18 protein-coding genes are annotated in these 24,958 nt (G+C 72.1%); 4 read left to right on the plus strand and 14 right to left on the minus strand.

From position 1 onward, the window contains the following. Positions 1-9: 9 nt before the first annotated feature. A complete protein-coding gene (locus AB0I49_RS35395) occupies positions 10-240 on the plus strand; it encodes a DUF397 domain-containing protein (protein WP_363231320.1) in 231 nt (76 codons plus the stop codon). A 78-nt stretch (positions 241-318) separates the two neighbouring features. On the opposite strand, the gene AB0I49_RS35400 is transcribed toward AB0I49_RS35395, so the two are convergent. The 9 genes from AB0I49_RS35400 to eccB all read right to left on the minus strand — a co-directional run bounded on the left by AB0I49_RS35400 (position 319) and on the right by eccB (position 10,534). After that, positions 319-624: a WXG100 family type VII secretion target gene (locus tag AB0I49_RS35400; RefSeq protein ID WP_363231321.1), complete on the minus strand. Its 306-nt coding sequence runs from the start codon at positions 622-624 to the stop codon at positions 319-321. A 65-nt stretch (positions 625-689) separates the two neighbouring features. Beyond that, a complete protein-coding gene (locus tag AB0I49_RS35405) occupies positions 690-1,079 on the minus strand; it encodes a WXG100 family type VII secretion target (RefSeq protein WP_363231322.1) in 390 nt (129 codons plus the stop codon). Between the two features lie 141 nt (positions 1,080-1,220). Then, the gene (locus AB0I49_RS35410) at positions 1,221-2,444 is read right to left on the minus strand and encodes a S8 family serine peptidase (RefSeq protein WP_363231323.1); all 1,224 of its coding nucleotides are present in this window, start codon (positions 2,442-2,444) and stop codon (positions 1,221-1,223) included. Between the two features lie 41 nt (positions 2,445-2,485). Next, positions 2,486-3,853, minus strand: coding sequence for a hypothetical protein (locus tag AB0I49_RS35415; protein ID WP_363231324.1), 1,368 nt, complete (start codon positions 3,851-3,853; stop codon positions 2,486-2,488). A gap of 12 nt (positions 3,854-3,865) precedes the next feature. Then, entirely contained in the window at positions 3,866-4,318 is a 453-nt protein-coding gene (locus AB0I49_RS35420) for a hypothetical protein (RefSeq protein WP_363231325.1), read from the minus strand. Between the two features lie 200 nt (positions 4,319-4,518). Next, positions 4,519-5,835: a PQQ-binding-like beta-propeller repeat protein gene (locus tag AB0I49_RS35425; protein ID WP_363231326.1), complete on the minus strand. Its 1,317-nt coding sequence runs from the start codon at positions 5,833-5,835 to the stop codon at positions 4,519-4,521. Between the two features lie 138 nt (positions 5,836-5,973). Beyond that, entirely contained in the window at positions 5,974-7,239 is a 1,266-nt protein-coding gene (locus tag AB0I49_RS35430) for a PQQ-binding-like beta-propeller repeat protein (RefSeq protein ID WP_363231327.1), read from the minus strand. 388 nt (positions 7,240-7,627) lie between these two features. Next, positions 7,628-8,911 carry a type VII secretion-associated serine protease mycosin gene (gene mycP, locus AB0I49_RS35435; RefSeq protein ID WP_363231328.1) on the minus strand — a complete coding sequence of 428 codons (1,284 nt, stop codon included), beginning with the start codon at positions 8,909-8,911 and terminating at the stop codon, positions 7,628-7,630. A 9-nt stretch (positions 8,912-8,920) separates the two neighbouring features. Beyond that, positions 8,921-10,534: a type VII secretion protein EccB gene (gene eccB, locus AB0I49_RS35440; RefSeq protein WP_363231329.1), complete on the minus strand. Its 1,614-nt coding sequence runs from the start codon at positions 10,532-10,534 to the stop codon at positions 8,921-8,923. Positions 10,535-10,887: 353 nt separating this feature from the next. On the opposite strand from eccB, the gene eccE reads away from it, so the two are divergent. The 3 genes from eccE (at position 10,888) to AB0I49_RS35455 (ending at position 16,867) form a co-directional block, all read left to right on the plus strand. Continuing rightward, positions 10,888-12,081, plus strand: a complete 1,194-nt coding sequence (eccE, locus tag AB0I49_RS35445) for a type VII secretion protein EccE (RefSeq protein ID WP_363231347.1) — start codon at positions 10,888-10,890, stop codon at positions 12,079-12,081. Next, a complete protein-coding gene (locus tag AB0I49_RS35450; RefSeq protein ID WP_363231330.1) occupies positions 12,081-12,905 on the plus strand; it encodes a hypothetical protein in 825 nt (274 codons plus the stop codon). Before eccE ends, AB0I49_RS35450 begins: the two co-directional genes overlap by 1 nt. A gap of 608 nt (positions 12,906-13,513) precedes the next feature. Further along, the gene (locus tag AB0I49_RS35455) at positions 13,514-16,867 is read left to right on the plus strand and encodes an SCO5717 family growth-regulating ATPase (RefSeq protein ID WP_363231331.1); all 3,354 of its coding nucleotides are present in this window, start codon (positions 13,514-13,516) and stop codon (positions 16,865-16,867) included. A gap of 85 nt (positions 16,868-16,952) precedes the next feature. Here AB0I49_RS35455 and AB0I49_RS35460 read toward each other — a convergent pair whose 3' ends face one another. The 5 genes from AB0I49_RS35460 to AB0I49_RS35480 form a co-directional block, all read right to left on the minus strand. Beyond that, entirely contained in the window at positions 16,953-17,912 is a 960-nt protein-coding gene (locus tag AB0I49_RS35460; protein WP_363231332.1) for a bifunctional riboflavin kinase/FAD synthetase, read from the minus strand. Positions 17,913-17,984: 72 nt separating this feature from the next. Beyond that, positions 17,985-22,955, minus strand: a complete 4,971-nt coding sequence (locus tag AB0I49_RS35465) for a hypothetical protein (protein ID WP_363231333.1) — start codon at positions 22,953-22,955, stop codon at positions 17,985-17,987. Positions 22,956-23,216: 261 nt separating this feature from the next. Further along, positions 23,217-24,128, minus strand: coding sequence for a tRNA pseudouridine(55) synthase TruB (gene truB, locus AB0I49_RS35470; protein WP_363231334.1), 912 nt, complete (start codon positions 24,126-24,128; stop codon positions 23,217-23,219). Further along, positions 24,125-24,610, minus strand: a complete 486-nt coding sequence (gene rbfA / locus AB0I49_RS35475; RefSeq protein ID WP_363231335.1) for a 30S ribosome-binding factor RbfA — start codon at positions 24,608-24,610, stop codon at positions 24,125-24,127. Before rbfA ends, truB begins: the two co-directional genes overlap by 4 nt. A gap of 38 nt (positions 24,611-24,648) precedes the next feature. Further along, positions 24,649-24,942: a DUF503 domain-containing protein gene (locus AB0I49_RS35480; protein ID WP_363231336.1), complete on the minus strand. Its 294-nt coding sequence runs from the start codon at positions 24,940-24,942 to the stop codon at positions 24,649-24,651. Positions 24,943-24,958: the final 16 nt, after the last annotated feature.

Here is a 24,958-nt window from a genome sequence, read left to right on the forward strand (position 1 = left end):
GCCTGACCGATGTCTGATGAACGTGAGAAGGACGAGTTGTACGCACTCGACATCTCCGATGCCGAGTGGCTCAGCGCACCGGGTGGTGCGGCCGAGGAGCGGGTGGAGATCGCCTATCTGCCGGGTGGGGCGGTGGCCATGCGGTCGTCGGCGGATCCGGACACGGTGCTGCGGTACACGGAAGGCGAGTGGCGGGCGTTCGTACTCGGGGCGCGGGATGGTGAGTTCGACCTGAAGTGAGGTACGGCGATGGGGCGGGTGCCTCCCGCGCGCACCCGCCCCATCTTGTACCGCTGCCTGTGAACTTATGGCTCCGACTTAGATGTCGAAGTACGTGGCAGCCTTCTTGTCGGTGGTCTTGTAGTCACCACTCGCCTGCTCGACCATGCCGGCGATCTTCATGAGCGTGTTGTACAGGCCGTCCGCCTGCTTGTCCCAGTTCGTGTGGACCTGGGCCCAGGCCGAGTGGGCTTCGCCCTCCCATGCCTCGGCCACCTGCCCGACCTCTCCCTGGAGAACCTCGATGTCTCCCCGGAGGCGCTTGGCGGAATTCCTGATGCTCTCTGCGGCGTTGGCGAGGGAACCGTACTGTACGGCGATTTCGCCCAGGCTGTTCGCGGTCATGGAGCCTCCTTCTCTTTTTCAGGCTTTACGTTGAGTTGCGCGGTGGATCGTGGTGGCGCGCGGGATCAGAAAGCGTCCAGCTTGGAGTACTGCTCCATGCCCTTACCGGTGTCCCCGTACGAACCGGCGGCGACCATGCCGTTGCCCGCCGCGCTGCCGTTGAGGTCGATGCCTCGCATCGCGTCGACCACGCCCTGGTCGTTCTTGCCGTGGCTCGTACGCGTGGCCTCGACGGCGTCCTTGACCTGGCGCATGATCTTGGTCAGGTTGCGCTGGTACGTGTTGATGTCGGTCTGCGCCTTGCGGTACTGACCTCCACCGTCACCGCGCCAGTGGGCCGCGAGCATCTCGATCACGGACTCCAGGTCGCTCACCTGGCCGTTCATGCTGGAGATCACGCTGTCGATGTGACCTTCAAGCTTCCGGATCCGCTCATCGCCGACCTTCAGGCTCATAGCTCTTTCCTTCCTCTCTTCGTGATCGTTCTTGCGTTTGATGGTTTCTCTTCAGGAGTTCCGAAGACGGAGGGGCAATACCCGCCCGGTCTTCGGCGGCGCCGTCAGGGCGATGCCCGACTCGGCACAGCGGCCCGCGGCTTACGCGCTGCCCCGACGTCGCTTCAGGACGAGGGTGACAGCCAGGCCGGCGAGCACGACTACGCCTGCGCCGATGGCGAGCCACACGGTTGTGTGGCCTCCTTTGGACGCCACAGTCTTGGCGTCAGCGCCCTCGGCCGAGGGCGCCGGTGCCTTGTCCCCGTTTTTGCTTTCGGTGGCGGCAGCCGAGGGGGAAGCGGAGGTGGAGGTCTTGGCGTTGGTGAGGGGGTTGATGTCGGGCGGGCCGGGATTTCCCTCGCCATCGACGAGCACCTTGCGGGGGCGGATGCTGCCGTATCCCAGGTATGTGCTGGGCATTTTGGCTTTCGCGGGCTTGCCCGCAGTTTCCATCATCACCCGCAGTACCTGGTTGTTGGTCCACTCGGGATGCTTTGCCCTGATCAAGGCTGCTGCGCCGGAGGTGATCGCTGTAGCCTGGCTCGTGCCACCAGCCGTGCAGATCCCCTCGCTCTTCGTGCAGTGTTCCGACAGTTCATCTCCGAAAGCGACGAGCGCTACCTGGTTGCCATGGGCCGACCACTTCGTCACCGAACCATGGCGGTCCATGGCGCCGACGCCCACCACTCCCGGCAGCGCGGCTGGATATTCGGGGACATTACCCTTGTCTCCATTGTTGCCTACGCCAGCGAAGATCAAGCTGCCTTTCATGAGCGCATACGTCACGGCTGCCTGGGTCTTGGCGTAGTACGCAGGAACGCCTTTCCCCGCCAGTGAGACGTTGATGACGCGAGCACCGTGGTCGGCCGCGTAGCGCACGGCGTCCGACAGCATTTTGTCAATGACTCCGGAGTTCGCGTACATCTTTACCTTCAGCGGGAGAATCTTGGCTTCGGGCGCGAGACCTTGAATACCGCCTTCGGCCCCCGTGCCGGCGATGAGGGCGGCCATATTGGATCCGTGCCCATCTTCATCCTTGTGCGCACCCGTGGGATTCTTGTTGAAATCGACCCCCGCCAGCACCTGCCCCCGTAGCTCGGGGAGTTCGGTATTGACCCCCGAATCGATGACGGCGACCGTCACTCCCTTGCCCTTGCTCGTCTTCCACATGTTCTCCGCCTGCATGTCTTGCAAGTACCACTGCTGGGAGCGGATGTCCGCGGCAACAGCAGCGGGGGCGGTACCCCCGGCGGAGACGAGTGCGGCACCGCACAACGCCATGATCGGCAAGGCGCGTTGACGTAGTTTCCGGATCTGGATGGGCATGCGTCGGCGCTCTCCTCGGCGTGGTACGGCTGGCAGATGAGTCAGTCGATGACCGGCGGAACGGTATCGCGCCGCCCGCTCGTCCACGTCTCTTCGTCCTCTGTCAAATAGTCGGGCCTGTTCCCACCGCGTCGGCCGGGCTTGCCCGGGGCCTGAGCCCGGGAGTGGGGCATCGCGCCCGTGGCCTGAGCGCCGCGTACGAGCCCCGAACCGCCCTGAGTAAATTCGGAACGTACCTCGCGCGAGGTACGCGGAACGCCTGCTGAACCGCCCACTTCCGGCGTCGGTCGACGTCCGGGGATATGGGCCGGCGCTCCCGGCTGGCCTGCACCGGTGCCGTAACCCCCTGCGCCCATGGGCGCTCGCCCCAGAGGCGCTCGACTCGTGGGGGTCCGCTCCTCACCGACGACCAAGCCGCGCGGAAGGCGCGGACCGGTGGACTGCACAGGCCGTTCCGCAGGTGTGCCGCCGAAGACTCCGTCGCTCTTCCCGATACGCGGGACGCTCGTCGACCGGGGCGTGTTCACGTTGCTTTCCGGCAGACCGGTCCGGCCCGGCGTGAACTTCGCGTTGCCCCGAGGAGTGGTCGGCATACTCGGAGGCAACGGTCCCGGCACCAGGGGCCCCGTGGTGTTCGTGGGCCCCGTGTGGTCAGGAACGATGTGCTTGGCAGTATCGGGAGACGGCACCGTGACCGTGGAGTCGATTGCCGTGCCACTTGTCTCGACTCGGTGTCGACCGGACTCGGTGAGGTGGTGAACTCCGCCCGCTCCGTCGTGGTGCGACGTTGACGTCGGGTCCGTCCCACCATCCACAGCAGGCACGTGGTGCAGAGAAGCGGCATAAGAGGAACCTCCCCCGCCGCCTGGGACGGCCGCGACGGGCTGTGACCCTCCTTGCGGACGCTCAAACTCGCCGACGCCGAACATGTCGGAGGGCGGAGGCGGGAAGTTGGGCTCCGCGAGCCCGTTCAGCTGCTCCTGTGCGACAGTCACATAGGAGTCCGTCTTCACCATCGCTTGGATGGCGTCTTGGCGCTTCTTGTCCGAAGAGGCCCTCCGCTCCGCGTCCCTCTCCGGGTCCGCGTAGCACGGATCCACCGGCGGCATTTGACTCTGGCCGAGGCTCAAGCCCTTCCCGGCATGGCCGATCCCCTCGCCGACACCCTTGGTGTACTCGGCCAGCACGAGGGTCTGCTTCGCCATTTCGGCGCCCCAGGTGCGGAAGGCATCGCCGCCCTCGCCCTCCCACTTCACCCGCTCGACATGCGCCCGGAACTCCTCGCCAATGGCGTTGATGTCGGTGTACGCCTTGTGCAGCGCGGTCTCGGCGTCACTGAATCGGCTCGGCTGAGCATTAGCGATCATGCTGTAGAGCGCTTCGTGGCTCTCGCCGTCGAACTTCCCCATCTTCGCCCCCCGTCAGGCCTTCTGGTCCCCGAGATCCTTCTCACCAGTGCGCTTCTGCCCGCGCTCGTCAGTCGCTTTCGGCGGCTGGTAATGCTCGCTCGCCTGCGCCTGGATCTCCCTCAGTCGCGCCGCCTGCTCCGCATCAATGCCCGCGTAGCCCTTCTCGGCCACCAGCGCGGTCAAGCCCATCGCTTCGATCTGACTGCCGAAAATCTTGGATAGCGTCGAGAGACGCGCGTGCATCGCGGCATACGTGGTGGACAATTTCTTGGCGGAGTCGAAGTCTCCGTATGCGCTCGCAGGGATCGTCAGGTGATCGATGCTCTTCTGCGAGGCGGGCGACTTCTCAAGATCGGCAAGGACCTTGTCGACACGGCTCTTGAACTTGGCCAGTGTCTCCGCTTCCTTGACCAGGTTCTTGCCGAACGGAGTCTGCACCGACGCGCTCAGCGCTCTCAGCTCCACCTTGTTCCTCCCCCTGTTACCGGCGACGCCGCTGGAACACTCTATCCACTCGTCGCTCGGGTCCCAACTTCAAAATGGTCAAAGCATGTTGTCAGATCTGTAACAGGTTCCTGCTGACGCCCTCCCCGGGCGTACCGCTTGACCTGCGGCTCTGCCGTCAACGGGGGCTGGGCGGCCGGGAATACGCGGGGTGTGGGGCGTCAGGTCGGGGCCTCGCCGGAAGCGATCGCGAGGATGACGTCGTCGTCCTCGGAGTCGAGCATGCCGTCGGCCACGAGCAGGAAGCGTCCGCTCCGCAAGTAGGGGGTGGCTGTTCGGACCGATTCCATGGCGTACTCGCGTTTGCGGATGCTCATCGCGAGATCCTGCTTGTGGGCTGTTCTGCCGGAATCGACTGTCACGTAGGAGAGATGTCCCGGACGTTCCGCGGTGGCCTGGACGTAGGTGACGAGTTCACCATCGCGTACGGCAATGGGTTTGGCTTCCCGGTTGGCGTCATCCTTGTGGACCCAGCGTTCCTTGCCTGTATTCAGCGAATAGGCCGCCGTCATCCCCTTGCCCGCGACATAGAAGGCGTCGCCGGAGACGAGGCCCCCGACACAGCCGTCCGCCCCTTGGAGGCATGATCCCAGGGCCCAGTCGTTGCCATAGGGAATTCGTCTGGCCGCGTGGCCATGGCCCTGGTCGAGGACCGTGAGTTCGCTGCTCGCGTCCGTGTCCTTGTCTGTCTGGAGCACGGTCGGGGTCGTGGAGAGGATTCCCCGCACCCAGACGCCCTTGGGCGCGGTCCATGTCCACTTCGGCCGTTTCGGGTCAGCGGGGTTCAGCGAGCGGACCTGGCCCCGGCCGCCGCATGAGGTCGCCGAGAGGAGTTCCTTTCCGCCGGCGGCCGCGATGACGCCGCACGCCTTTCGCTTCGCCGACGTCATCCTCTTGCCGTCGCTGAGCCGGAAGGTCTGCTCGCCCGTGGCCCAGGTGAGGAGCGCGTATCCGCCGCTGACGGCGACGCGGAGCTGCGCCAGCGCCTCCCATTTCGCCGGCTTGAGTTCGGGGCCGGCCCGTTCTCCGTCGCCCATCAGGTCTTTCGTCCAGGCGCGGTCGCCGGTGCGGAGGTCGAATGCCGTGGGCCGAGTGCAGGCGCCGTCGAACTGGGTGACGATGACGGCGGTGTTCTTGTCCGCGTTGCCGGAGACGGCGCACAGCGTGTCCGCCAGGATGAACGACCACTTCTTCTCGCCGGTCGCCAGGTTGTAGGCAGTTACGGTATTCGGCTCGGCCTTGACGACGGTGTCGTCGGTGAACCAGGTGCCCAACGCCATGTTCGAGCCCTTGACCGGCGTCGTACGGGCGGCGGCGGACCAGCTGAGTTCGCCGGCGGCGGGGCCCTTCGCCGCCTTATCGGGGGCGTCGCCGTCCTTTTCTCCGCTGGTCGTGAAGAAATACGCGGCGCCGCCCGCCGCGAGCAGGACGACGAAAACCAGGGCGAGGACGAGCGGCTTACGCCGTGCTCGCCTCACCGGCCCGTACCCGGACGGGAAAGCAGGAGGTGCGGGCCGGCCCTGCGGCGCCGGCGGAGCTCCGTAGTGTGGTGGTTCCGACACTGTCGCTTTCCCGTCCGTTCTCGCTCGTACCGTTGGACCTCGTCATACACGCCCTCATCGGAAAGCCAGCACGTAAGGTTCGCCGCTTCCGGTGGTTTCTCCGGTGACGATCAGCTTGCCGTCCCGGAAGTAGACCGAACCGAGGCCGGCGAGCCGGTGTTCCTTGTCGGCGCTTTCGGCCGGGAGCCGCATGTACGGTTCCGCGCGGCCCTGTTTCAGGTCGAGTGAGGCGACCTTGCCGCCTTCGTCCTGGAGCGCGTCCTGATAGACCAGAAGTCGGCCTTCGTGAAGGGCCACGGGACGGTTCACGCGGCCGCCGCCGACGTCGGTGCTCCACAGCTTCTTCCCCGACCGCAGGTCGAAGGCCGCGATCTCATTGCGGCGCGCACCGCCCGGACCGCTCGTGGGCTTCGTCGGGATGTACAGGATTCCGTCCGCGACGACGATCCGGCGGCAGCTGTTCAGCCGCACCGATTCGCAGTCCGGGTCGTAGGGGCCCGCGGTGAGCGAAATCTTGGACCCCATGCGGCCCTTGTCGTTCAGGACCACGATGTCGCCGAAGCCCTCTCGCGCGGACAGCGCGAGCACGACGGCGGCGGGCTCGGTCGAGATGACGTTCTTGATCTCGGTTCCCTCGGGGGCCTTCCAGATCCACCGCTCCTTTCCCGACGCGCGGTCGACCCGCACCAGGAAATTCGCCGTCGACTTGCACTCGACATGCGTGAGCATCGTCCGGTCGATCACCGAGCCCCGATCCGCGCAGCCCTCCGCGAGGAGGTTCGTCCGGTGCACCTCGTGCCCGTCCTGCGCCGCGTAACTGGCCCAAGCCCCCACGCTCGCCATGTTGATGACGCCGTCGCTCAGGGAAATCGAGGACGAATCCCACGTCCCGTCCTCGGGCAATGGATGCGCCCAGCGCTTCGTGCCTTCTTTGAGGTTCACGGCCATGATCTGGTCGCATTCGAGGCGCCCGGCCGCGCCGTACAGAACGACCGCCGTGTCGCCGTCGAAATCTCTCGACGTGCCGCACACGTCTCCCGGTACCGGAAGGCTCCAACGCTTGCCGCCGCCGTCCATGTCATAGGCGACGACGTTGTTCTTGTCCGCCTGGATCAGATTGCCGTGGGCGAACCACGCCGCCGCCGTGTCGGCGCGGCTGAGGGGCGCCTTCGGTGCGGGAACGACCCAGTCGAGCCGGGAGTCGACGCGGTGCGGCCGACTCGTTTTACGGGCGACCGGCCCGTCGTCGTTCCCGCCCCACAGCAGCCGCCCGCCCGTCACCGCTCCGGCGACGAGCAGCAGAGCGAGCGCGATCGCCATGCCCGTACGGCGCTTCCGGCGCAGGCCGCCCGCGGAGCCGTCGGCCAGGGCCGAGGCCGTGAAGGGGGAGAGCTGCGGTCTGCCGAAGCCCGGCGCGGTCGGGCGGTCGGCCAGGGGCCGCTCGGACGCGAGCGAAGGCGAAGGCGGAGAGGAGGGCGGCGGTGCGGGCGATGGCGCGGGCTGAGGCTGGGTGGCTGACTGAGGGGCGAGGCGCGTGTCCCAGATCTGGGGCGGACGGTGCGGACTGTCCTGAGGCGGACGGTGCGAGCCGTCCTGAGGCGGACGGTGCGAGCCGTCCTGAGGCGGGTGGTGCGAGCCGTCCCGAGGCGGCTCGGGTGGTGGCTGTGTCATGAGTCAGCGATCTCCTGCGTCCCCTCCCGATCCCGGCTCAAGCCCCGCGGCGGCGTTTGCGGTCGCGGGTGATGATGGCGGCGCCGGTGATGACGGCGACGATGACGGCGGTGCCGCCCAGGGCGTAGGTGGCCAGGCGTTCCTCGCGTTGTTGGGGGGTCTCGCCCACGGCGAGGGCGGCGGGTTGGGGGGCCTCGACGTTGTGGGCGGGGCCCTGGTTGAGGGTGACGTGGTCGATGGGGTGGGAGTCCTCGTTGAGGGCGCGGACGGGGTCCACCACGCCCCAGCCGATGTAGCGGTCGTGGGCGTTGACGGCGCGTTCGGCGGTCTGCTCGATCTGGGCGACGACCTGCCGGGGCGTCCAGTCGTGGTGCTTGGCGCGGATGAGGGCGGCGACCCCGGCCACGTACGGGGCGGAGAAGCTGGTGCCGTTGTCGACGCACTGGCCGCCCTTGGGGACGGTGGAGACCATTTCGACGCCGGGGGCGGCTACGCCGACGAAGTCGCCGGACTGGGAGAAGGCGGCGCGTTCGTTGTTGCGGTCGGAGGCGCCGACGGCGAGGACGCCCTCGTAGGCGGCCGGGTAGGTCTGCTTCACCTTGCCGTCGAGGCCGTCGTTGCCGGCCGAGGCCACGACGACGACCTTGGCGGCGATGGCCTTCTCGACGGCGCGTTCCAGGGCACTGTCGGCCTTGAGGGGGGTGGCGGTGTCCTGGGAGATGTTGATGACGTCGGCGCCCGCGGCCACGGCCTTCTCGATGCCGGTGGCCATGGTGGTGGTGTTTCCGGTGCCCTTTTCGTCGTTCTGCCGGATCGGGATGATCGTCGCCTCGGGGGCGATGCCGACGAAGCCGGTGCCGGGCGCCTTGCGGGCCGCGATGATGCCGGCGACCTTGGTGCCGTGGCCGACGACGTCGGTCGTGGCGCCGCCGGGCGGGCTCTCCTTGTTCTTGTCCTTCGGCTTGGGGAGCAGGTCGGCGCCGCTCTTGGCGTCGACCGCCTCCTTCAGCTGCGGGTTCTTGATGTCCACGCCGGTGTCGATGACGGCGACGCGCACGGGCTTGCCCTTGTCCTTGCCCGTGAGGATCTTGCCCGTGGTGTCCTTCCAGAGCTGGTCCAGCAGGACGCGCTGGAGCGACCAGGGCGTGCCCTTGATCTGCTTGGCGGGGTAGGTGCACTGGCCGCTGCCGTCGAGCCGGGACGCGGGCGCGGGTGCGCCGGCCGGCTCGGCGGCGGCAGCCGTTCCGGTCGCCGTCAGCACGGTCAGAGTCGCCGCTGTCGCGAGGAGGGCGGCGGGCGTCGTCATGTTGGCTGTCCTCATGCCCATCCCCTACGAGCCCTGCGGCTGCTTGGCGCTGTTGGTGTCCAGCCGCGGCCCGGTCGGCAGGAACTCCGACCAGTTGGCGGGTACGGGGATCGGGTTGACGTTCTGGTAGCCGAGCCGGGTCTGGGCCTGGTTGGCCGCCGGCTGCTCGGGGGCCGCGGACTCGCCGCCCTCCTCGGCTTCCCCCGCGTCCCCCGCCTGCTGACCGCCGTTCTTGGCGTCGTCGTCGTTGCCGATCTTCGACTTGTCGGTGCCGCTGTCGTTGTTCGACTGGACGGCGTAGCGCAGGCCGGTGTCGGTGACGAGGAAGACCGAGCCGCTCTTGGTCTGACGCCCCGTCACCTGACGGTAGAGGATGCCGGCGCCCGGAGTGACGTACGCGCTGGTGGCGCCGTCGGGGAGGGTGGCCGGGTAGTCGGTGCCGGCCCAGGCGGCGAGCTGCGGGGTGCCCTTGGCGTCGACTCCGTTGAAGATGCTGCACACGGTGTTCTTGGCGCCGTTGCCGGCGGCCGGGTCGATGGAGTTCGCCTTGTCGGGGATCGCGGCGGGCCAGTGGTACTGGCCGTAGTACTCGTCGGTGTCCGGCGTGAAGTCCGCGGCCCCCACCCGCTCGGCCGTGCCCGCCTGCCCCAACTTGCTGAGGCCGCGGCTGCTGAGCAGCAGGTTGGCGACGAAGTCGGAGACGCGCTGGACCTTGCCCTGGAGCACGACGTACTTCTGGGTGCCGGTGCCCGTGGGCGCCTCCAGGACCATCCCCACGCGGTTGGCCTTGGCGTCGAGGGTGGACACTCCGGCCGGGGCGCCGATCTGGCCGGGGACCTCGGGGAAGGTGATGGGCGCGCCGTCGTGGAAGGTGGCCAGCCAGTCCTTGGTGACGTGCTGCGGCTGGGTGCCGTCCCGGAAGATCGAGCGGAGCAGCAGGTTGTAGTCGGCGTTCGACAGAGTCCTCCAGTCGGGACCGCCGAGGAGGTACTTGGTGCCGCTCGGGTCGACCAGGTAGCGGGCGTGGTCCTGGCCCTCCACGTACAGGGCCTGGCTGCCGTGCAGGCGGTGGGAGTTGAGCTGCTTCGCCTTGGGGTCACGGTCGGCGAAGAGGAAGACGGCCTTCTGGGTGGTCTTCCCGTTGCCGCCGGGCTGCTCGCAGACCGCCCACTGCTTCTTCTTGCCCGCCTCGTCGGCGCTGGGCATGCGGTCCGGCGCGTACGGGATGCCGAGCGTGGGACCGCGGGAGATCTTTCCGCTGTCGAGCTCGGACTCCTTCACCTTGATCACACTGGACTTGTCGGGGGTGAGGAGGAGCTTGGCGGAGGCGAGGTTGAGGACGGGGTGAAGCTGCTTCTTCTTGTCCGTCTTCAGTACGACATAGCGGGTCGTCGAGTCGCTGCCGACGATCACGTGCGCCGCGACGTCGTCCCAGCCCTTGGGGGCGGTGGGTTTGAACATGCCCCAGGCGCCGAAACCGGCGAGGATCAGCGCTCCCACGACGACGCTCGGCAGGACCGTGCGCAGCGGGCGTGGGGCTCCTTCCTCGGTGCCGGTGGGCGAGGGTTGCAGAAACGCGGCGACTGTCCGCTTCTTCGCAAAGGTGTAGGCATTGAGCTCGTCCCGCCGTGATGCCATGTCTAGCCGTTTCTCCCCGTTGTTCGGCCTCGGTTGACGGGCGCCGCCCTCGGTCCCCCTGTCATACGGACCCTCTACTATGCCCGTAGACGATTGACGCATGGTGCCGGGGGACCGTCTCGATACGGACAGCGACTGCTCCAGGCTGGTGCGATTCGGACATTGAGGGGGCATTGGCGGGGATGACTGCCGGGACGCGCGTACGGACTTCGCGGAACACGGGGGGCGCGGGAGGCTCTCCGGGGCGGCGGCCGGGCCGCCGGGGCTCGTCGCGGACGACCGCTCCGGCCGCCTCCGCGCCGGCCGCCTCCACGGGCGCGGTGGTCCCGCGGACCTCCTCGCGGCCCGGCAGCATGGGGCCGCTGCGGCTACAGCAGCTCGTGCTGATCGAGGTGGCGGCCGCGGTCGTCCTCGTGGGCTGGGCCATCGACAAGATGGCGCTGATCCCGGCCTCGGTGGTGGCCGTGGTGCTGGTGCTGCTCGCGCTCGTACGCCGCGGGCGCCGGCCGATCGCGGAGTGGCTGGCGACGGCGCTCGCGCTGCGCCGGCGGAAGCGGCAGGCGGCGCAGCCGCTCGACGCGGGTACGGACCCGAGCTTCGCGCCCGCCGTGGAGTGCGAGCCCGCGCTGGCGACGAGCACCTTCACGGACCGGGAGCGGCGGTCGGTCGGCATGGTCGGGGACGGGACGTTCCTGACGGCGGTCCTCCAGGTCGAGGCCGTGGACTCCCCTCTGCGCCCGCAGCGCACGCAGCGGCCCCTGCCGCTGGCGCTGCTGCGGGACGCGATGGAGGTGGACGGCGTCCGGCTGGAGTCCGTGCAGATCGTGCAGAGCGCGCTGCCCGCGCCCGCGCCGCATCTGCCGGAGCAGGCGGTGGCGGCCCGCAACTACGTGCCGTTGCAGGCGCAGACCGGGGCCCCCGCGGTGCGGCTGACCTGGATCGCGCTGAAGCTCAACCCCGAGCTCTGCCCGGAGGCCGTGGAGGCCAGGGGCGGCGGTCTGGAGGGCGCGCGACGGTGTGTGCTGCGAGCCGCCGATCAGCTGGCGAGCCGGTTGCAGGGGGCCGGTTTCGGGGTGACGGTGCTCACGGAGGAAGGGCTGACGGCGGCGATAGCGACCGCCGCGAGCGCGAACCCGATGGCCACGGCGCAGGCGGGGCGGACGAACGCGCCCACGCGGCGGACCGTCGAGAGCTCGCGCACCTGGCGCTGCGACGACCGGTGGCACACCACGTACTGGGTCGGCCGCTGGCCGCAGTTGGGGCCGTCGGCGACGCCGCTGCCGCAGCTGGCGGCGCTGCTGACCTCGCTGCCCGCGCTGTCCACGACGCTGAGCCTCACCCTGGGGCGGGGCGGCACGCAGAGCGGGCGGCACGCCCCGACGGTGACCGGCCACGTACGGATCACGGGCCGCAGCGCCGATGAACTGGTCGCCGTGCGGCGGGAGATGGAGCGCACCGCGCGCGGGGTGAAGGTCGGGCTCGTACGGCTGGATCGCGAACAGGTTCCCGGCGTCCTCGCCACACTGCCCCTCGGAGGTACCCGCTGATGGCCACGCCGATGACCGCCCCGGCCGCCGCTCAGCCCGCCGGCGGCCCGCAGGGCTTCCCGGGCGCCGGGCGCACCGACGCGCTCAGCCCGGCGCCGGCGCCGCCCGCCCCGCGGATACGGACGTCCCGCTTCGGGTTCGGGCTGATCGGGCCGCGCCGCCAGCGGCACGAATTGACCCCGGAGCAGTTCGAGTCGCTGGCGCTGCCCGTGGGCGACGACGGCGTGGTCATCGGGCAGGACGCGCGCGGCCAGGCGTCCGTACTGGGCCTGAGCCGGCCGACGCCCTTCGAGGTGCTGCTGATCGGCGGCCTGTGGACGTCGCAGGTGATCGCGTTGCGTACGGTCGGCACGGGCGCCCGGGTCACGGTGGAGACGGGCCGCCAGCAGATGTGGACGGCGCTCGCGCAGGCGGCCAACAGCGGCCAGCAGTGCGTCACGCTGCACGATGTGGGACGGGTGCCGCCGCAGGGGCCCTCGGTGCACAGCCCGGTGCTCATCGTCCGCGACTGCGGCATGCGGCCGCCGCGCGGCCGGGTGAGCGCCGCGCCCTGGCAGTCGGTGCTGACGCTGCTGCCCTATCTCAGCCCCGTCGCGCCCCGGCTGATGGAGAGCGCGGGCCTGGTCGGCATCCAGCGGGTCTCGCCGGACGAGGCGCGTCAGATCGGCAGGGCCATGGCCTTGCCGCAGGCCGATGTCGAGGCGCTGTCCACACTTCAGGACGGGGTCACGCTCTGGTGCACGCGCCGCTCGCGGGTGTACGTGGCGACGCAGCCGACCGATCCCGAGACGGGGCTGCTGGGCGGGGCTCGCCGGATGGACTGAGGGGTCCGTCCTCGCACCCGATTGGGGGGCGAAAGCGCGGAGTACTGGGGCAGGGGTACGGGGGTACGGGGTGAGGGTTCGGGGCGAGGGGCTGCTCTTCGGTGGGGGTGGGCGGCTCCGCCGTGGTGGCCGGCTCCCCTGTGGTGCATGGCTCCGTCGCGGTACGTGGCATGGGGGCGGTCGGCTGGGCGGCGGGCCGGTCGTATTCGGTCAGGGGTGTGCGCCGCCTGCTGCCCGGACGACCGAGTGCGCCGACAGCGCGCGGCGCAAACCACCGGAAATACCCGAATCGGGCAGGAATACCGCCAAGTTACGGAAGTGAAGCGGCGGTTCCGCGCTCCGATGTGCACCAATTGCCACTACTCGCCCCCTGGGTCGCACTGGAACGGCCGCACGCGGGCAGGTGAATCATCGGATACCGGTAAGGGCGGGGGCGGGCCTGCCATAGCACCGCTGATGATGATTAGTCTTGGTGTACGTACGCGCAGGAGAGTCCGAGTGCAGGGCTTCTGCGTCACATACGGGGGAAACCCGGGCAGTCGGACGACGGGAACGGTCGGCCCCGACAAGAAATTCAAGGGCGCTAGACCACACCAGCAGGAGGCATTGTGAGCAGCGATCGGGACGAGAGCCGCGCTGGCGGGAAGACGGCCGGCGAGGATCGGTCCGACGCCGAGCACGAGCACACGGGCGAGTTCACCATCGACTACACGCCGCCTGCCTGGTACACGCAGAACGCGTCGGGCGATCAGGGCGGGGCGTCGACGCCTCCGCCCCCGTCCGGCATGCCGCTGCCGGGTCCGGGGACACCGCCGGGCGGGGGGTTCCAGCCCGCGTGGACGCCGCAGCCGGCCGCCGAGCCGCCGGCCGCTCAGCAGCCGCCCGCGCCTCAGCCGCCTGCCCCTCAGCCCCCTGTGGCGCAGCCGCCCGTGCCGCCGCAGGCTCCCGCGAACTCCGCGTCGACGCCTCCGGTCGCAGCACCGCCCGTGCCGGCCTCGCCGCCCGCGTCCACACCTCCGCCTCCTGCGCCCGCGCCAGAGGCGGAGGAGAAGAAGCTGCCCAGCTTCGCCGAGTTGCAGGCGGCGGTGAACGGAAGGAACGGGGCTTACGAGGAGAACGCCGGGGATACGGAACGCTCCGGGAGCGCCGCCGACTCCGACAGTTCCCCCAGCCGCGGCCGGCAGGACGCAGAGGCACCCGACGGCGGCAACGGCGGCGGCCGTGGAACTGCCAGCGGCAGCGGCAGCAATCGTGATGACGATGCCGGTAGCGGCGGGGTGCCGCTCGGCGGCTCCACCATGCGGTTCTCCAGCGCCGACCTGCGTCGTGAGGCCGCGGAGCGTACGGGCGACAGCGACGGAGAACCAGCCGACCGCACCCCGCTGAACGCCGCCGCATCCGACGCTCCCTCCGACGCCTCCCCCGGCACCACCCCGGTCAAGGAGAGCGACGGCGACGAGGAGGGAGAGCGCGACGAGGGTGACGTGCGCAGCGAGGGGACGATGAAGTTCTCGGCCGCGGCGCCGCGCCATGAGGAGCCGGTCGCCGAGCCCTCGGACGCCCCCACACCGACCTCTCCGACCTCTCCGACCTCTCCAACACCTCCGCCCACTCCGACCGCCCCGGAGGACGCGAACACCCCCGCCGCCCCCGCTCCCCCGCAGGCATGGGCCCCGCCGCCCGCTCCGCCCGGCGGGCTGCCGCCCCTGCCGCCGGACTTCCAGCCCGCGGCCCCTCAAGCCCCTCAGCCCCCTCAGTCCTCCCAGCCCCCTCAGTCCCCGCCGGCCCCTCCGGCCGCCGCCGCTCCGACCGGCGGGGCCCCCTGGGCGCAGCCCGCCCCGGAACAGCAGCCGGGCGCGGCGGGTCAGGCGGCGCCGGGGCCGTACGCGCCGACGGGCGCTCCCGGCTCCGGTCCCGTACAGCAGGGCTCCCCCTGGCCGCCCCCGCCCGCCGACGGCTCCGCCCCGGCGGCGGCTTCTGGCCCCAACTCCCCTGCCCCACAAGCTGGTTACGGATATCCGGGCCCGGCAGCCGGTCAGCCCGCGGCGCAGGGCGGCTACGGCTTCCCCCAGTCCGGCACGCCCGCCGCCCACGGCACGCCCGGCGCTCCCGCCGCACCCCAGCCCGGCCCGTACGCTCCCCAGCAGCCCCCCGCCCCGGCCGCGCCGCCAGAGGCCCCGGCTCCGGTGCCCCAGGACGGCTACGGCTACCCCGGGCCGGGGGCACAGCAGCCCCCAGCCGCCGCCAACGCCCCTGCCGCGCCCGGCGGTTACGGCTACCCGCAGCCGCAGGCCGGCGCCCAACAGCCCGGCGCCATGCCCCCAGCGGCCGACCCGGCGCAGCCGGGGCCCGGCTACGAGGGGGCGCAGCCGGGTTCGCCCGTCGACCCGCGGGCCGGCGGCTGGCCGACCGTCACCCCCGAGCAACGGCAGCGTTCCGTGCACGGGGCGCCGCTCGGGTACACCGCGGCGGTGGAGCTCTCCTCCGACCGGCTGATCAGGGGCAAGCAGAAGCCCAAGAAGCAGGGCGGCAACGCGGCTTCGCGGTTCAAGTTCGGGGCGAAGAAGGAGGAGGCCGAGCGGCAGCGCAAGCTGGAGCTGATCCGTACGCCGGTCCTCTCCTGCTACCGCATCGCCGTCATCAGCCTCAAGGGCGGCGTCGGCAAGACGACGACCACCACCGCCCTGGGCTCGACGCTGGCGAGCGAGCGCCAGGACAAGATCCTCGCGATCGACGCCAACCCGGACGCGGGCACACTCGGCCGCCGGGTGCGCCGCGAGACCGGCGCGACCATCCGCGACCTGGTGCACTCGATCCCGCACCTGAACAGCTATATGGACATCCGCCGGTTCACCTCGCAGGCGCCCTCCGGACTGGAGATCATCGCCAACGACGTGGACCCGGCGGTCTCCACGACCTTCAACGACGAGGACTACCGGCGCGCGATCGACGTGCTGGGCAAGCAGTACCCGATCATCCTCACCGACTCGGGCACCGGCCTGCTCTACAGCGCGATGCGCGGGGTCCTGGACCTGGCGCACCAGTTGATCATCATCTCGACGCCGTCGGTCGACGGCGCGTCCAGCGCCAGCACCACCTTGGACTGGCTCTCCGCGCACGGCTACGCCGATCTCGTCTCGCGCAGCATCACGGTGATCTCCGGGGTCCGCGAGACCGGCAAGATGATCAAGGTCGATGACATCGTGTCGCACTTCGAGACGCGCTGCCGCGGTGTCGTCGTCGTGCCGTTCGACGAGCACCTGGCGGCGGGCGCGGAGGTCGATCTCGACATGATGCGGCCGAAGACGCGCGAGTCGTACTTCAATCTCTCGGCCATGGTCGCCGAGGACTTCGTACGGGCCCAGCAGCAGCAAGGGCTGTGGACCGGGGACGCCAACAACCCGCCGGGGCACGTGGGTTCGCCCGTGCAGGGCGGTTACGCGCCCGGCCCCGATCAGGGCCAGCACCCCGGCCAGTTCCCGGGGCAGTTCCCCGGCCAGGGCCAGGCACCCGGCCAGGCGCCGGGTGCGCCCGGCGGTCCGTACGGCGGCAACCCCTATGGCAACCCGTACGGCGAGCAGCCTCAGCAGCCCCAGCCGTACCAGCAGCCGGGGCAGCCGGGGCAGCCCGGAGGCTGGCAGCAGGCAGCGCCCGCCGGGCCCGCGCCCGTACCCGGTCAGGGCCGGCCCGGCCCCGTACCGCCCGGCTGGCAGCAGCAGCCTCAGGCGCAGCCCCCGTACCAGCCGCAGCCGGGCCAGGCGCAGATGCCGGGCTGGCCGCAGCAGCAGGCACAGCAGCCGCAGCAGCCCCCGGCCTACCCTGGCGCGCAGCCGGGCCAGCAGGGACAGCCGGAACAGCAGCCCCAGCCCGAGCAGTCGCCTCAGCAGCCCCAGCCGTCGCAGCAGCAGCCGCAGCCCGGCTACGGCTACCCGCCGCCCCCGGCACCGCCGCAGCAGCAGTAGCAGTAGCAGTTCACAGGGAACGAAACAGGCGGGGGCCGCGCATCGAGTGCGCGGCCCCCGCCCAGTTGCGTCTGCTCTGAGCGGCCTACCGCTCGTCCTCGTCCTCCGCCTCGACCAGCTGCCGGGCCCGCTTCACGTCGCCCGCCATGCGCTCCAGAAGCGTGTCGATGGAGTCGAACTTCTCCATCCCCCGCAGGTAGGCGAGGAAGTCGACGGCCACGTGCAGCCCGTACAGATCGAGGTCGACGCGGTCGATGGCGTACGCCTCGACCGTCCGCTCCGTGGCATCGAACTGCACGTTCGTGCCGACCGAGATCGCCGCGGGCATCGTCTCGCCGTCCGCGGTCAGCCATCCGGCGTAGACGCCGTCGGCCGGGATCGCGGTGTGCGGCAGCGTCTCCACATTGGCGGTCGGGTAGCCCAGTTCGCGGCCGCGCTGCGCGCCGCGCACGACGACGCCCTCGACGCGGTGCGGCCGCCCGAGGATCTCCATCGCGCCCGCGACATCGCCCTCGGCGACCAGCCGCCGGGTCAGGGTCGAGGAGAACGGCTGACCGCCGCCCGCCTCGCCGCTCACGAACAGGTCGATGACCTCGACCTCGTAGTCATAGGTGGAGCCGAGCTCGATGAGGAACTCGACGTTGCCCGCCGCCTTGTGTCCGAACCGGAAGTTGGGCCCTTCGACGACGAGCCGCGCGTGCAACTTGTCGACCAGCACCTTGACGACGAACTCGGCGGGCGACAGCTTCGAGAACTCGGTGGTGAAGGGCAGGATCAGCAGCGCGTCCACGCCCAGCTCCGCCATCAGCTCCGCGCGCCGGTGGTGCGGGGCCAGCAGGGGCGGGTGGCTGCCCGGCCGTACGACCTCGCTGGGGTGCGGATCGAAGGTGACCACCACCGACGGCACGCCGAGCTCGCGCGCCCGCTCCACCGCCCGGCCGATGATCAGCTGGTGTCCGCGGTGCACCCCGTCGTAGGAGCCGATGGTGACGACGCTGCGTCCCCAGTCCTCGGGGATGTCCTCCAAGCCACGCCAGCGTTGCACTGTGCCCGCTCCTCGCCCGAACCTTTGTCTGTCCAATACGCAGGTCTAAGAGTGCCATGCCGGGTCCTCGCGTCACGCATCGGGCGTTGCGCCCGCCAGTTGGACGCGGGCCCGCGGGCCCACGACCGCCGCCCATTCGGCGGGGGCGGATTCCAGCCAGCCGCGCACCAGGGCCGCGAAGCCGGGCACGTCGCAGGCCAGCTGGAGGAGCCGCCGGTCGAAACAGGCCGCGCCCTCCGCCGTACGGGCCAGCAGCAGGCCGGTGCGGTGGACGAGATCGCGGGTACGGGCCGGGCCCCGCTCGGCCGCGCCCTCCGCGGCCGTACGGAGCAGCGCGTCGAGGGTGTCGGCGTCGGGCACGTACTGCCCGTACCGGCCGTACTGCCCGTGCCCCTCGTGCTCCAGCAGCACCTCCAGCAACTCGTGCCGCAGGGGGCGCGAGAGGCGGGTGCCGGGGGCGGCGAGCACCGGCGCGAGGGCGCGGCGCGCCTGCGGCGACCTGGCGCGCAGCATGTCGGAGACGAGCGGGAAGAGCAGCGCTCGGGCGGGCGGGCCGTGTTCGAGCCTGCGGTCCACGAAGGCCGCGGCGTGCCGGGCGCCCTGCGGGCGGTGCTCGGCGTGTTCGCGCACGAGCTCGGCGGCGCGGCGGGCGAGCGCGGGAACCGTCACGTCGGCCAGCGTGCGCATGGTCTCCAGCGTGCTGTCCGGGTCCTCGCCCGACCTGCGCAGACGGGCCCGGAGGGCTTGGAGCACGGGTTCGGGGTGGGTGGGCAGGGCCGCGGCGAGGGCACTCGGCGACAGGTGCGGATCCCCCTCGTCGAACCGCGCGAGGGCCTGCTCCAGATGTCTGACGCGGGTCTCCGGGTCCCGTACGAGCAGGGCGAGGGCCGCGCCGTGGAGGGAGTGGTCGGCGGGGCGCGCGAGGAGGGCGAGGGCGGCGTAGCGCAGCAGTTCGCGGTCGGCGCCGGTGGTGATGTGCGGGGCGGCCAGGAGCCCGTACGTGGCCGCGGCCACGTGGCGCTCGCCGCGGGGGTCGTGCGCCCAGCGGTCGACGGCGCGGCAGACGGCGGACGGCTCGTCCTCGGCGAGCGCGGCCAGCAGCTCGTCGGCGAGCGCATGGGCGGCGGCCACGAGCGCCTCGGCGAGATCGTCCACGGCGTGCCGCCGGTGGGTGTGGAGCAGGGCCTGGGCCGCGACCGCGACGGTGGGCCGGAGGGGGAGATCGCCGTCCGGCGCGGCGCCGGCCCGCAGCGGACGGTCGTCGGTGAACCAACGGCAGAGCAGGAGCTGGGCGGCGCAGGGGTCCTCGGCCAGTACCGTCGCGACGGCGGGCAGGAACCGCTCCGGCGCCCCGGCCGGGTCCTTGCCCGGCGGCGCGTCGGCGGGCAGCAGCAGCCGCAGCAGTTCGAGCCGGTCGGGCAGGGCGAGCCCGAGCCGCAGCCAGAACCACGGGCCGAACTCGCCGAACCCGCCGTGCCGCAGCGAGCGCGCCGCCACCCGGCCGGCGAGGAGCCGCAGCACCCCGAGGTAGGGCGTGGCGTCGGGCACCCGCAGCAAGGTTTCGCCGAGGAGGTGGGCGGCCCACCAGGAGGCGTTGCGGCGCCGCTCCGCTGCCACGGCCTGACCGGCGGGCCCGTCCCCCGCCGCTGCCTCTCCGCGTGCGCCCCAGCCCGTGGAAGCAGCTCGCGCACCGCCGGGCCGCTCCGCGGTGGCGCCGTCCGCAGCCGGGGCGGCCCGCCCGTCGGCGCGCACGGACGAATCGCCCCCGCCCGCCGCCCGTCGACGCGCTCCCCACCCCGCAGAGGCGGGTCGCGCACCGCCGGGTCGCTCCGCGGCGGTGCCATCCGTAGCCGGTACGGCCCGCTCATCAGGGTGTACGGGCGGACCGTCGCCGACCGCCTCCCCTCGGCGCGCTCCCCAGCCCACGGAATCAGCCCATGCGCCGCCGCCCGGTGCCCGGCGCAGACGGCCGTCCGCGGTCACAGTCCAGGCATCGTCCGCGAGCGAGGCGGACCGCTGGTCGGGACGTACGGGCGGTCCGTCGCCCGTCGCCGCCCCTCGGCGTGCGTCCCCGCTCTCGGAAACGTCCCACGCGTCGGCCCCGTCCTGCGCCCGGCCCGGACCCCCGTCCGCGTCGCCGCCCCGTTCCGCAGCCGCGCCGTCCGCGGGCGGGGGCTCCCCCCACTCGGCGGGCCGGGCGGCCGGAGGCGCTTGCGGGAACGGCGCGCCGAGCGCGTCCACCGCGTGGACCAGCTCCGTGAGGCGGCGGGCGAGTTCGGCCGGGCCGGAGCGGCGGCCGAGGAGGAGCAGGGCGTGGAGTACGGGGCCGATGCGGTGCCGGGGTACGGGCAGGGGGCGCGGCGGCGCGGGTGCCGGGGCAGGGGCGGGCCGCTGGCGGGCGGACCGCCTGCCCCATCTGCGTACGGGCGCGGGGGCGGCGGCTTCCTCCGGGCGCGCGGGGGCCGCCCCCGGCCGGGACGGCAGCCGGACGGCGACCTCCGGCTCCGGAACCGACGCCCCACCCCGCCGGGTCGGCGTGTCGTCCTGACGGGTCGGCGTGTCGTCCCGACGAACCCGCGTACCGCCCTGACCAGCCAGTGCCTCGCCCCACCGGGCCCGCGCCTCGCCCTGCCCGACCGGCGTCTCGCCCCACCGGTCCCGCGCGTCATCGTGTCCGGCCTGCGTCTCACTCCACCGGCCCCGCGCGTCATCCGGACGGCCAGGCGTCTCACTCCACCGCCCCCGCGCGTCTCCCTGACGGCCAGGCATCTCACCCCACCGAGCCCCCGTGTCCCCCTGCCCTGCCGATGTCTCACCCCAACCAGCCCGCGCCTCTCCCTGCCCGGCTGATGCCCCGTCCCAACCAGCCCGCGCCTCTCCCTGCCCGGCTGATGCCCCGTCCCAACCAGCCCGCACCTCCCCCTGCCCTGCCGATGCCCCGTCCCAACCAGCCCGCACCTCCCCCTGCCCTGCCGATGCCTCACCCCAACCAGCCCGCACCTCCCCCTGCCCTGCCGATGCCTCACCCCAACCAGCCCGCACCTCCCCCTGACCGACCTGCGTCTCCCCCCACCCGGCCCGCACCTCCCCCCGGCCAACAGGCGCCTCCCCCGGCCAAGCCCGCGCGTCGCCCCGTTCACCTCTCACCTCGCACCAGCGGTGCACCAAGGCGTTCAGCGCCATGTCGAGGTCGAGGTGCTGTCCTTGCAGCCAGTCGGCGAACTCCTCGTGGGCGAAGCGGTAGCCGGAGCCGGCCGGGACGAGGAGGTTCTCCGCCAGGACGGCGGCGGCCCAGCCCGTGCGCCAGGGGAACAGTTCCTCGAACGACGTACGGTCCAGTTCGCCCTGGCCTGGGCCGAGGCAGCGCCGGGCGGCCTCGTGGGCCTGTCCGGCCACGCGGGCGGCGAGGCGGCGCACGGCCGGGCCGCACTTCGGGGGCCGTTCGTCGGCGGCGAGCCGAACGGCGACGCGCAGGCAGAGCAGGTCGAGGTAAGCGGAGAAGACCTCCCACCGGTCGGGGGCGCCCGGCTCCGGAACCGTTCCCGGATCGTCGCACGCGCCGGGGGCGTGCGCCTCGTGCGCCGGCGCACGCCCCGCGCTGTCCCCTTCCCCTTCCCCTTCAGCACCCGGCAGAGCCGCCCGTACCTCCGCCACCAGCCGCAGCGTCAGCGGATGGCCGTCGTCCGCCGAGGCCACGGCGCCGACCGGCAGGCCGTACCGGACGTACGCCTGGTCCCTCTGCCGCGGGGTGAGATCGGTGAGCCGGGCGCACGGCGGGAGGGCGCGGGAGAGGGAGGAAGCGGCGTGCGCGGGGTGGTGGAGGGCGTCCGGCGGGAAGAGCGCGCCGGCCTGTTCCCAGTGTTCGGGGCGGCAGGCGACGATCAGCCGGGCCCCCGAGGCGCGCAGCCACTCGGCGGTCGCGGCCGTCCAGCCGGACAACTCGCGGGCGAGCGCGGGCGGCATCTCCTCCGGCCCGTCCAGGAGTACGAGCAGCGGGCGCCCGGCGGCGCGCGTGAGCCGTGCGATGGACTCGGGGGTCACGGCCGCCGTGTCGCCGACCGTCCCGGCCGCCCCCGCCGACGCCGTGACGACGCGGCCCGCCGCTGTCAGGGCGCGGGCGACGGCGTCCCGTACGCCCGCGTCGCCCGCGCACAGGTCGGCGCCGCGCAGCCACACCGTCGGGGCGGGCGCGGCGCCTCGGGCCCGGCGCGCCGCGAGCGCGGCCAGCTCCGTCGTCCGGCCGGTGCCGGGGTCCCCGACGAGTCCCAGCACCGGGGCGTCGCCGTCGAGGAAGGCGGTGAACTCCTCGGCGGTGTCGGAGCGTTCGGCCGGTTCGCCCCAGGGGCGCGGGCCGGCCGCCGGGCCGAGCGACAGGGCGGTGAGCTGGAGCGCGCCCGCGAGGTTGAGGTCCGGCCCGTACGCGGGCACGGTCGCGCCGTTGCGCGTCAGCAGCGCGGCGAGCGGGCCTCCGGGGTCCGCTTCGGCGGTGGCGCGCAGCGGGATCGCGAAGCCGCCCGCCCGGCGGCCGGTGTGCAGGGCGGTACCGAGGACGGCGACGACCGCTCCGGTCCGCGCGTCGAGCACGGGCCCGCCCGCGGCCCGCTCGCCGAGCCGCACCCCCTCCCGGTCCCCCACGGTCAGCTCCAGCGCCGAGCCCAGCAGGTGGAAGCGGTCGGTGGCGGTGTAGGTGACGGCCGCGCCGCCCACCACCCTGGCGTCGAGCCAGCGCCGCGTGCGCAGCCGCACGCCCGCGCCCGGCTCGATCGCGGCGGACGCGGAGACGGCGAGCGGCGGCGCGCTCAGCCCCTCGGTCCGTACGAGCGCGAGATCGGCCTCCGGGAGGGCGAGCACGGCGTCGTCGCCGACCAGGCAGGTCTGCTCGCCGGAGGCGTGCAGCACGACGCGCGCGAGGCCGTCGACCGCCTCGTGGCTGGTGATCAGGGTGCCGTGGCCGTCCGCGAGGAAGCCGGTGCCGCGCGGCCGCCCGGCCAGGTCCCGGATGCGCACCAGCGCCTCGTCCGGATCCGTACGCCGCAACGCCATCCGCCGTGCCTCCCCGCGCCCCGCCGCCCGTACTCAGACGGTATGCGGCGAGTGATCGCCGGAAACACCTCGCACCGCGAACGCGCCCCCTCGCACCCCCGCGGTTCACTCCGAGCGCCTGCTCGATGGGGTGAATCAGGGCCGTGGGCCGGATAGAGAGCCGGTGAGGGGGATCGTGGGGCGGGCAGCGCGCGAACCGCGCCCGCCCGCCCCACGGATGGGGACCGAGCCGCCTGGGGTACCGCCGCGGCGGTCCCCGCGTCAGGCGAAGACCGCCAGGCTCTTGGCCTTGCCGCCCTGGTTCTCGACGAGCACGAGGAACGCGCCGTCGGGCCCGAAGACGGCGACCGGACCGGGCCCGTCCGCGACGGCCGGCGGCATCCGCAGCCGTACGCCGTTGGCCAGCAGCCGGGCCTGCTCCTCGTCCACGTCCCAGCGGGTGAACGCCGCCGCGGCGGCCTCGGCGACCGGCATGACCGTCAGCTCCTCCTGGAGCTGCTCCAGCGTGCGGGCCGCGTCCAGTCCGTACGGGCCGACGCGGGTGCGCCGCAGCGCCGTGAGGTGGCCGCCGACGCCCAGGTCCGCGCCCAGGTCGCGGGCGAGCGCGCGGATGTACGTACCGGACGAGCAGACCACGGAGACCAGCAGGTCCTGTACGGGCGTGCCGTCCTCCGCGACCCCGTCGTGCACCGCGTGCACGACGAAGGAGGAGACCGTCACGGGCCGCGCGGGGATCTCGAAGTCCTCGCCCTCGCGCGCCCGCGCGTACGACCGCTTGCCGTCGATCTTGATGGCGCTGACCTTCGACGGCACCTGCATGATGTCGCCGCTCAGCTTGGCGACCCCGGCGTCGACGGCCTCGCGCGCGATGCCGGAGGCGTCGGCGGACGCGATGAGCTCGCCCTCCGCGTCGTCGGTCACCGTCGTCTGGCCGAGCCGGACCGTGCCGACGTACTCCTTCTCGGTCAGCGCCAAGTGACCGAGGAGCTTCGTGGCCCGCTCGACGCCGAGCACGAGGACGCCCGTCGCCATCGGGTCGAGCGTGCCCGCGTGCCCGACCTTGCGGGTCCGGGCTATGCCCCGCATCTTGGCCACGACGTCGTGGGAGGTGAAGCCGGCCGGCTTGTCGACGATGACCAGGCCGTCCGGACAGGTGGATGGTGCGCGCTTCATTCGGCGGCGGTCCCCTTGCCCTGCGCGTCGCCGTCGGTCTCCGCGTCGGCGTCGGCGCCGTCCTCACCCGGCTTGCGGTAGGGGTCGGCGTCGCCGGCGTACGACTTGCCGGAGGACACCTCGCGGACCTCCGCGTCCTTGGCCTTGGCCTTGGCGAGCAGGTCCTCGATGGTGCGGGCGTTGTCGGGCAGGGCGTCGGGGACGAACGTCAGGGTCGGGGTGAACCGCACCCCGGTCTCCCGGCCGACCGTGGAGCGCAGCACGCCCTTGGCGCTCTCCAGGGCGGCCGCGGAGGCCGCGCGCTCCTCGTCGTCGCCGTAGACCGTGTAGAACACGGTCGCCTCCCGCAGGTCGCCCGTGACCCGGGTGTCCGTGATGGTCACATAGCCGAGCCGCGGGTCCTTGATCCGGCGCTGCAGGGTCTCCGCGACGATCTCCCGGATGCGGTCGGCCAGCTTGCGCGCCCGCGCGTTGTCGGTCATGCGCCTACTTCTTTCTTCTTCGGTTCATTCATCAGTCGTCACTCGTCGTCGCCGTGGATCCGCCGCCGCACGGACAGCAGTTCCACCTCGGGACGGGCGGCGACCCAGCGTTCACAGCGGTCCAGCACGTCCACGAGGTGTCCCGTGTCCCCGGAGACCACCGCGAGGCCGATCTCGGTCCTGCGGTAGAGGTCCTGGTCGCCGACCTCCGCCACGCTGACCGCGTACGCGCGGCGCAGTTCGGCGACGATCGGGCGCACGATGGAGCGTTTCTCCTTCAGCGACCGTACGTCGCCCAGGAGCAGGTCGAAGGAGAGCGTCCCTACATACATGCGGTGCGGGTGAAGC

This window comes from Streptomyces sp. NPDC050617, assembly GCF_040654795.1.
Taxonomy (GTDB): Bacteria; Actinomycetota; Actinomycetes; order Streptomycetales; family Streptomycetaceae; genus Streptomyces.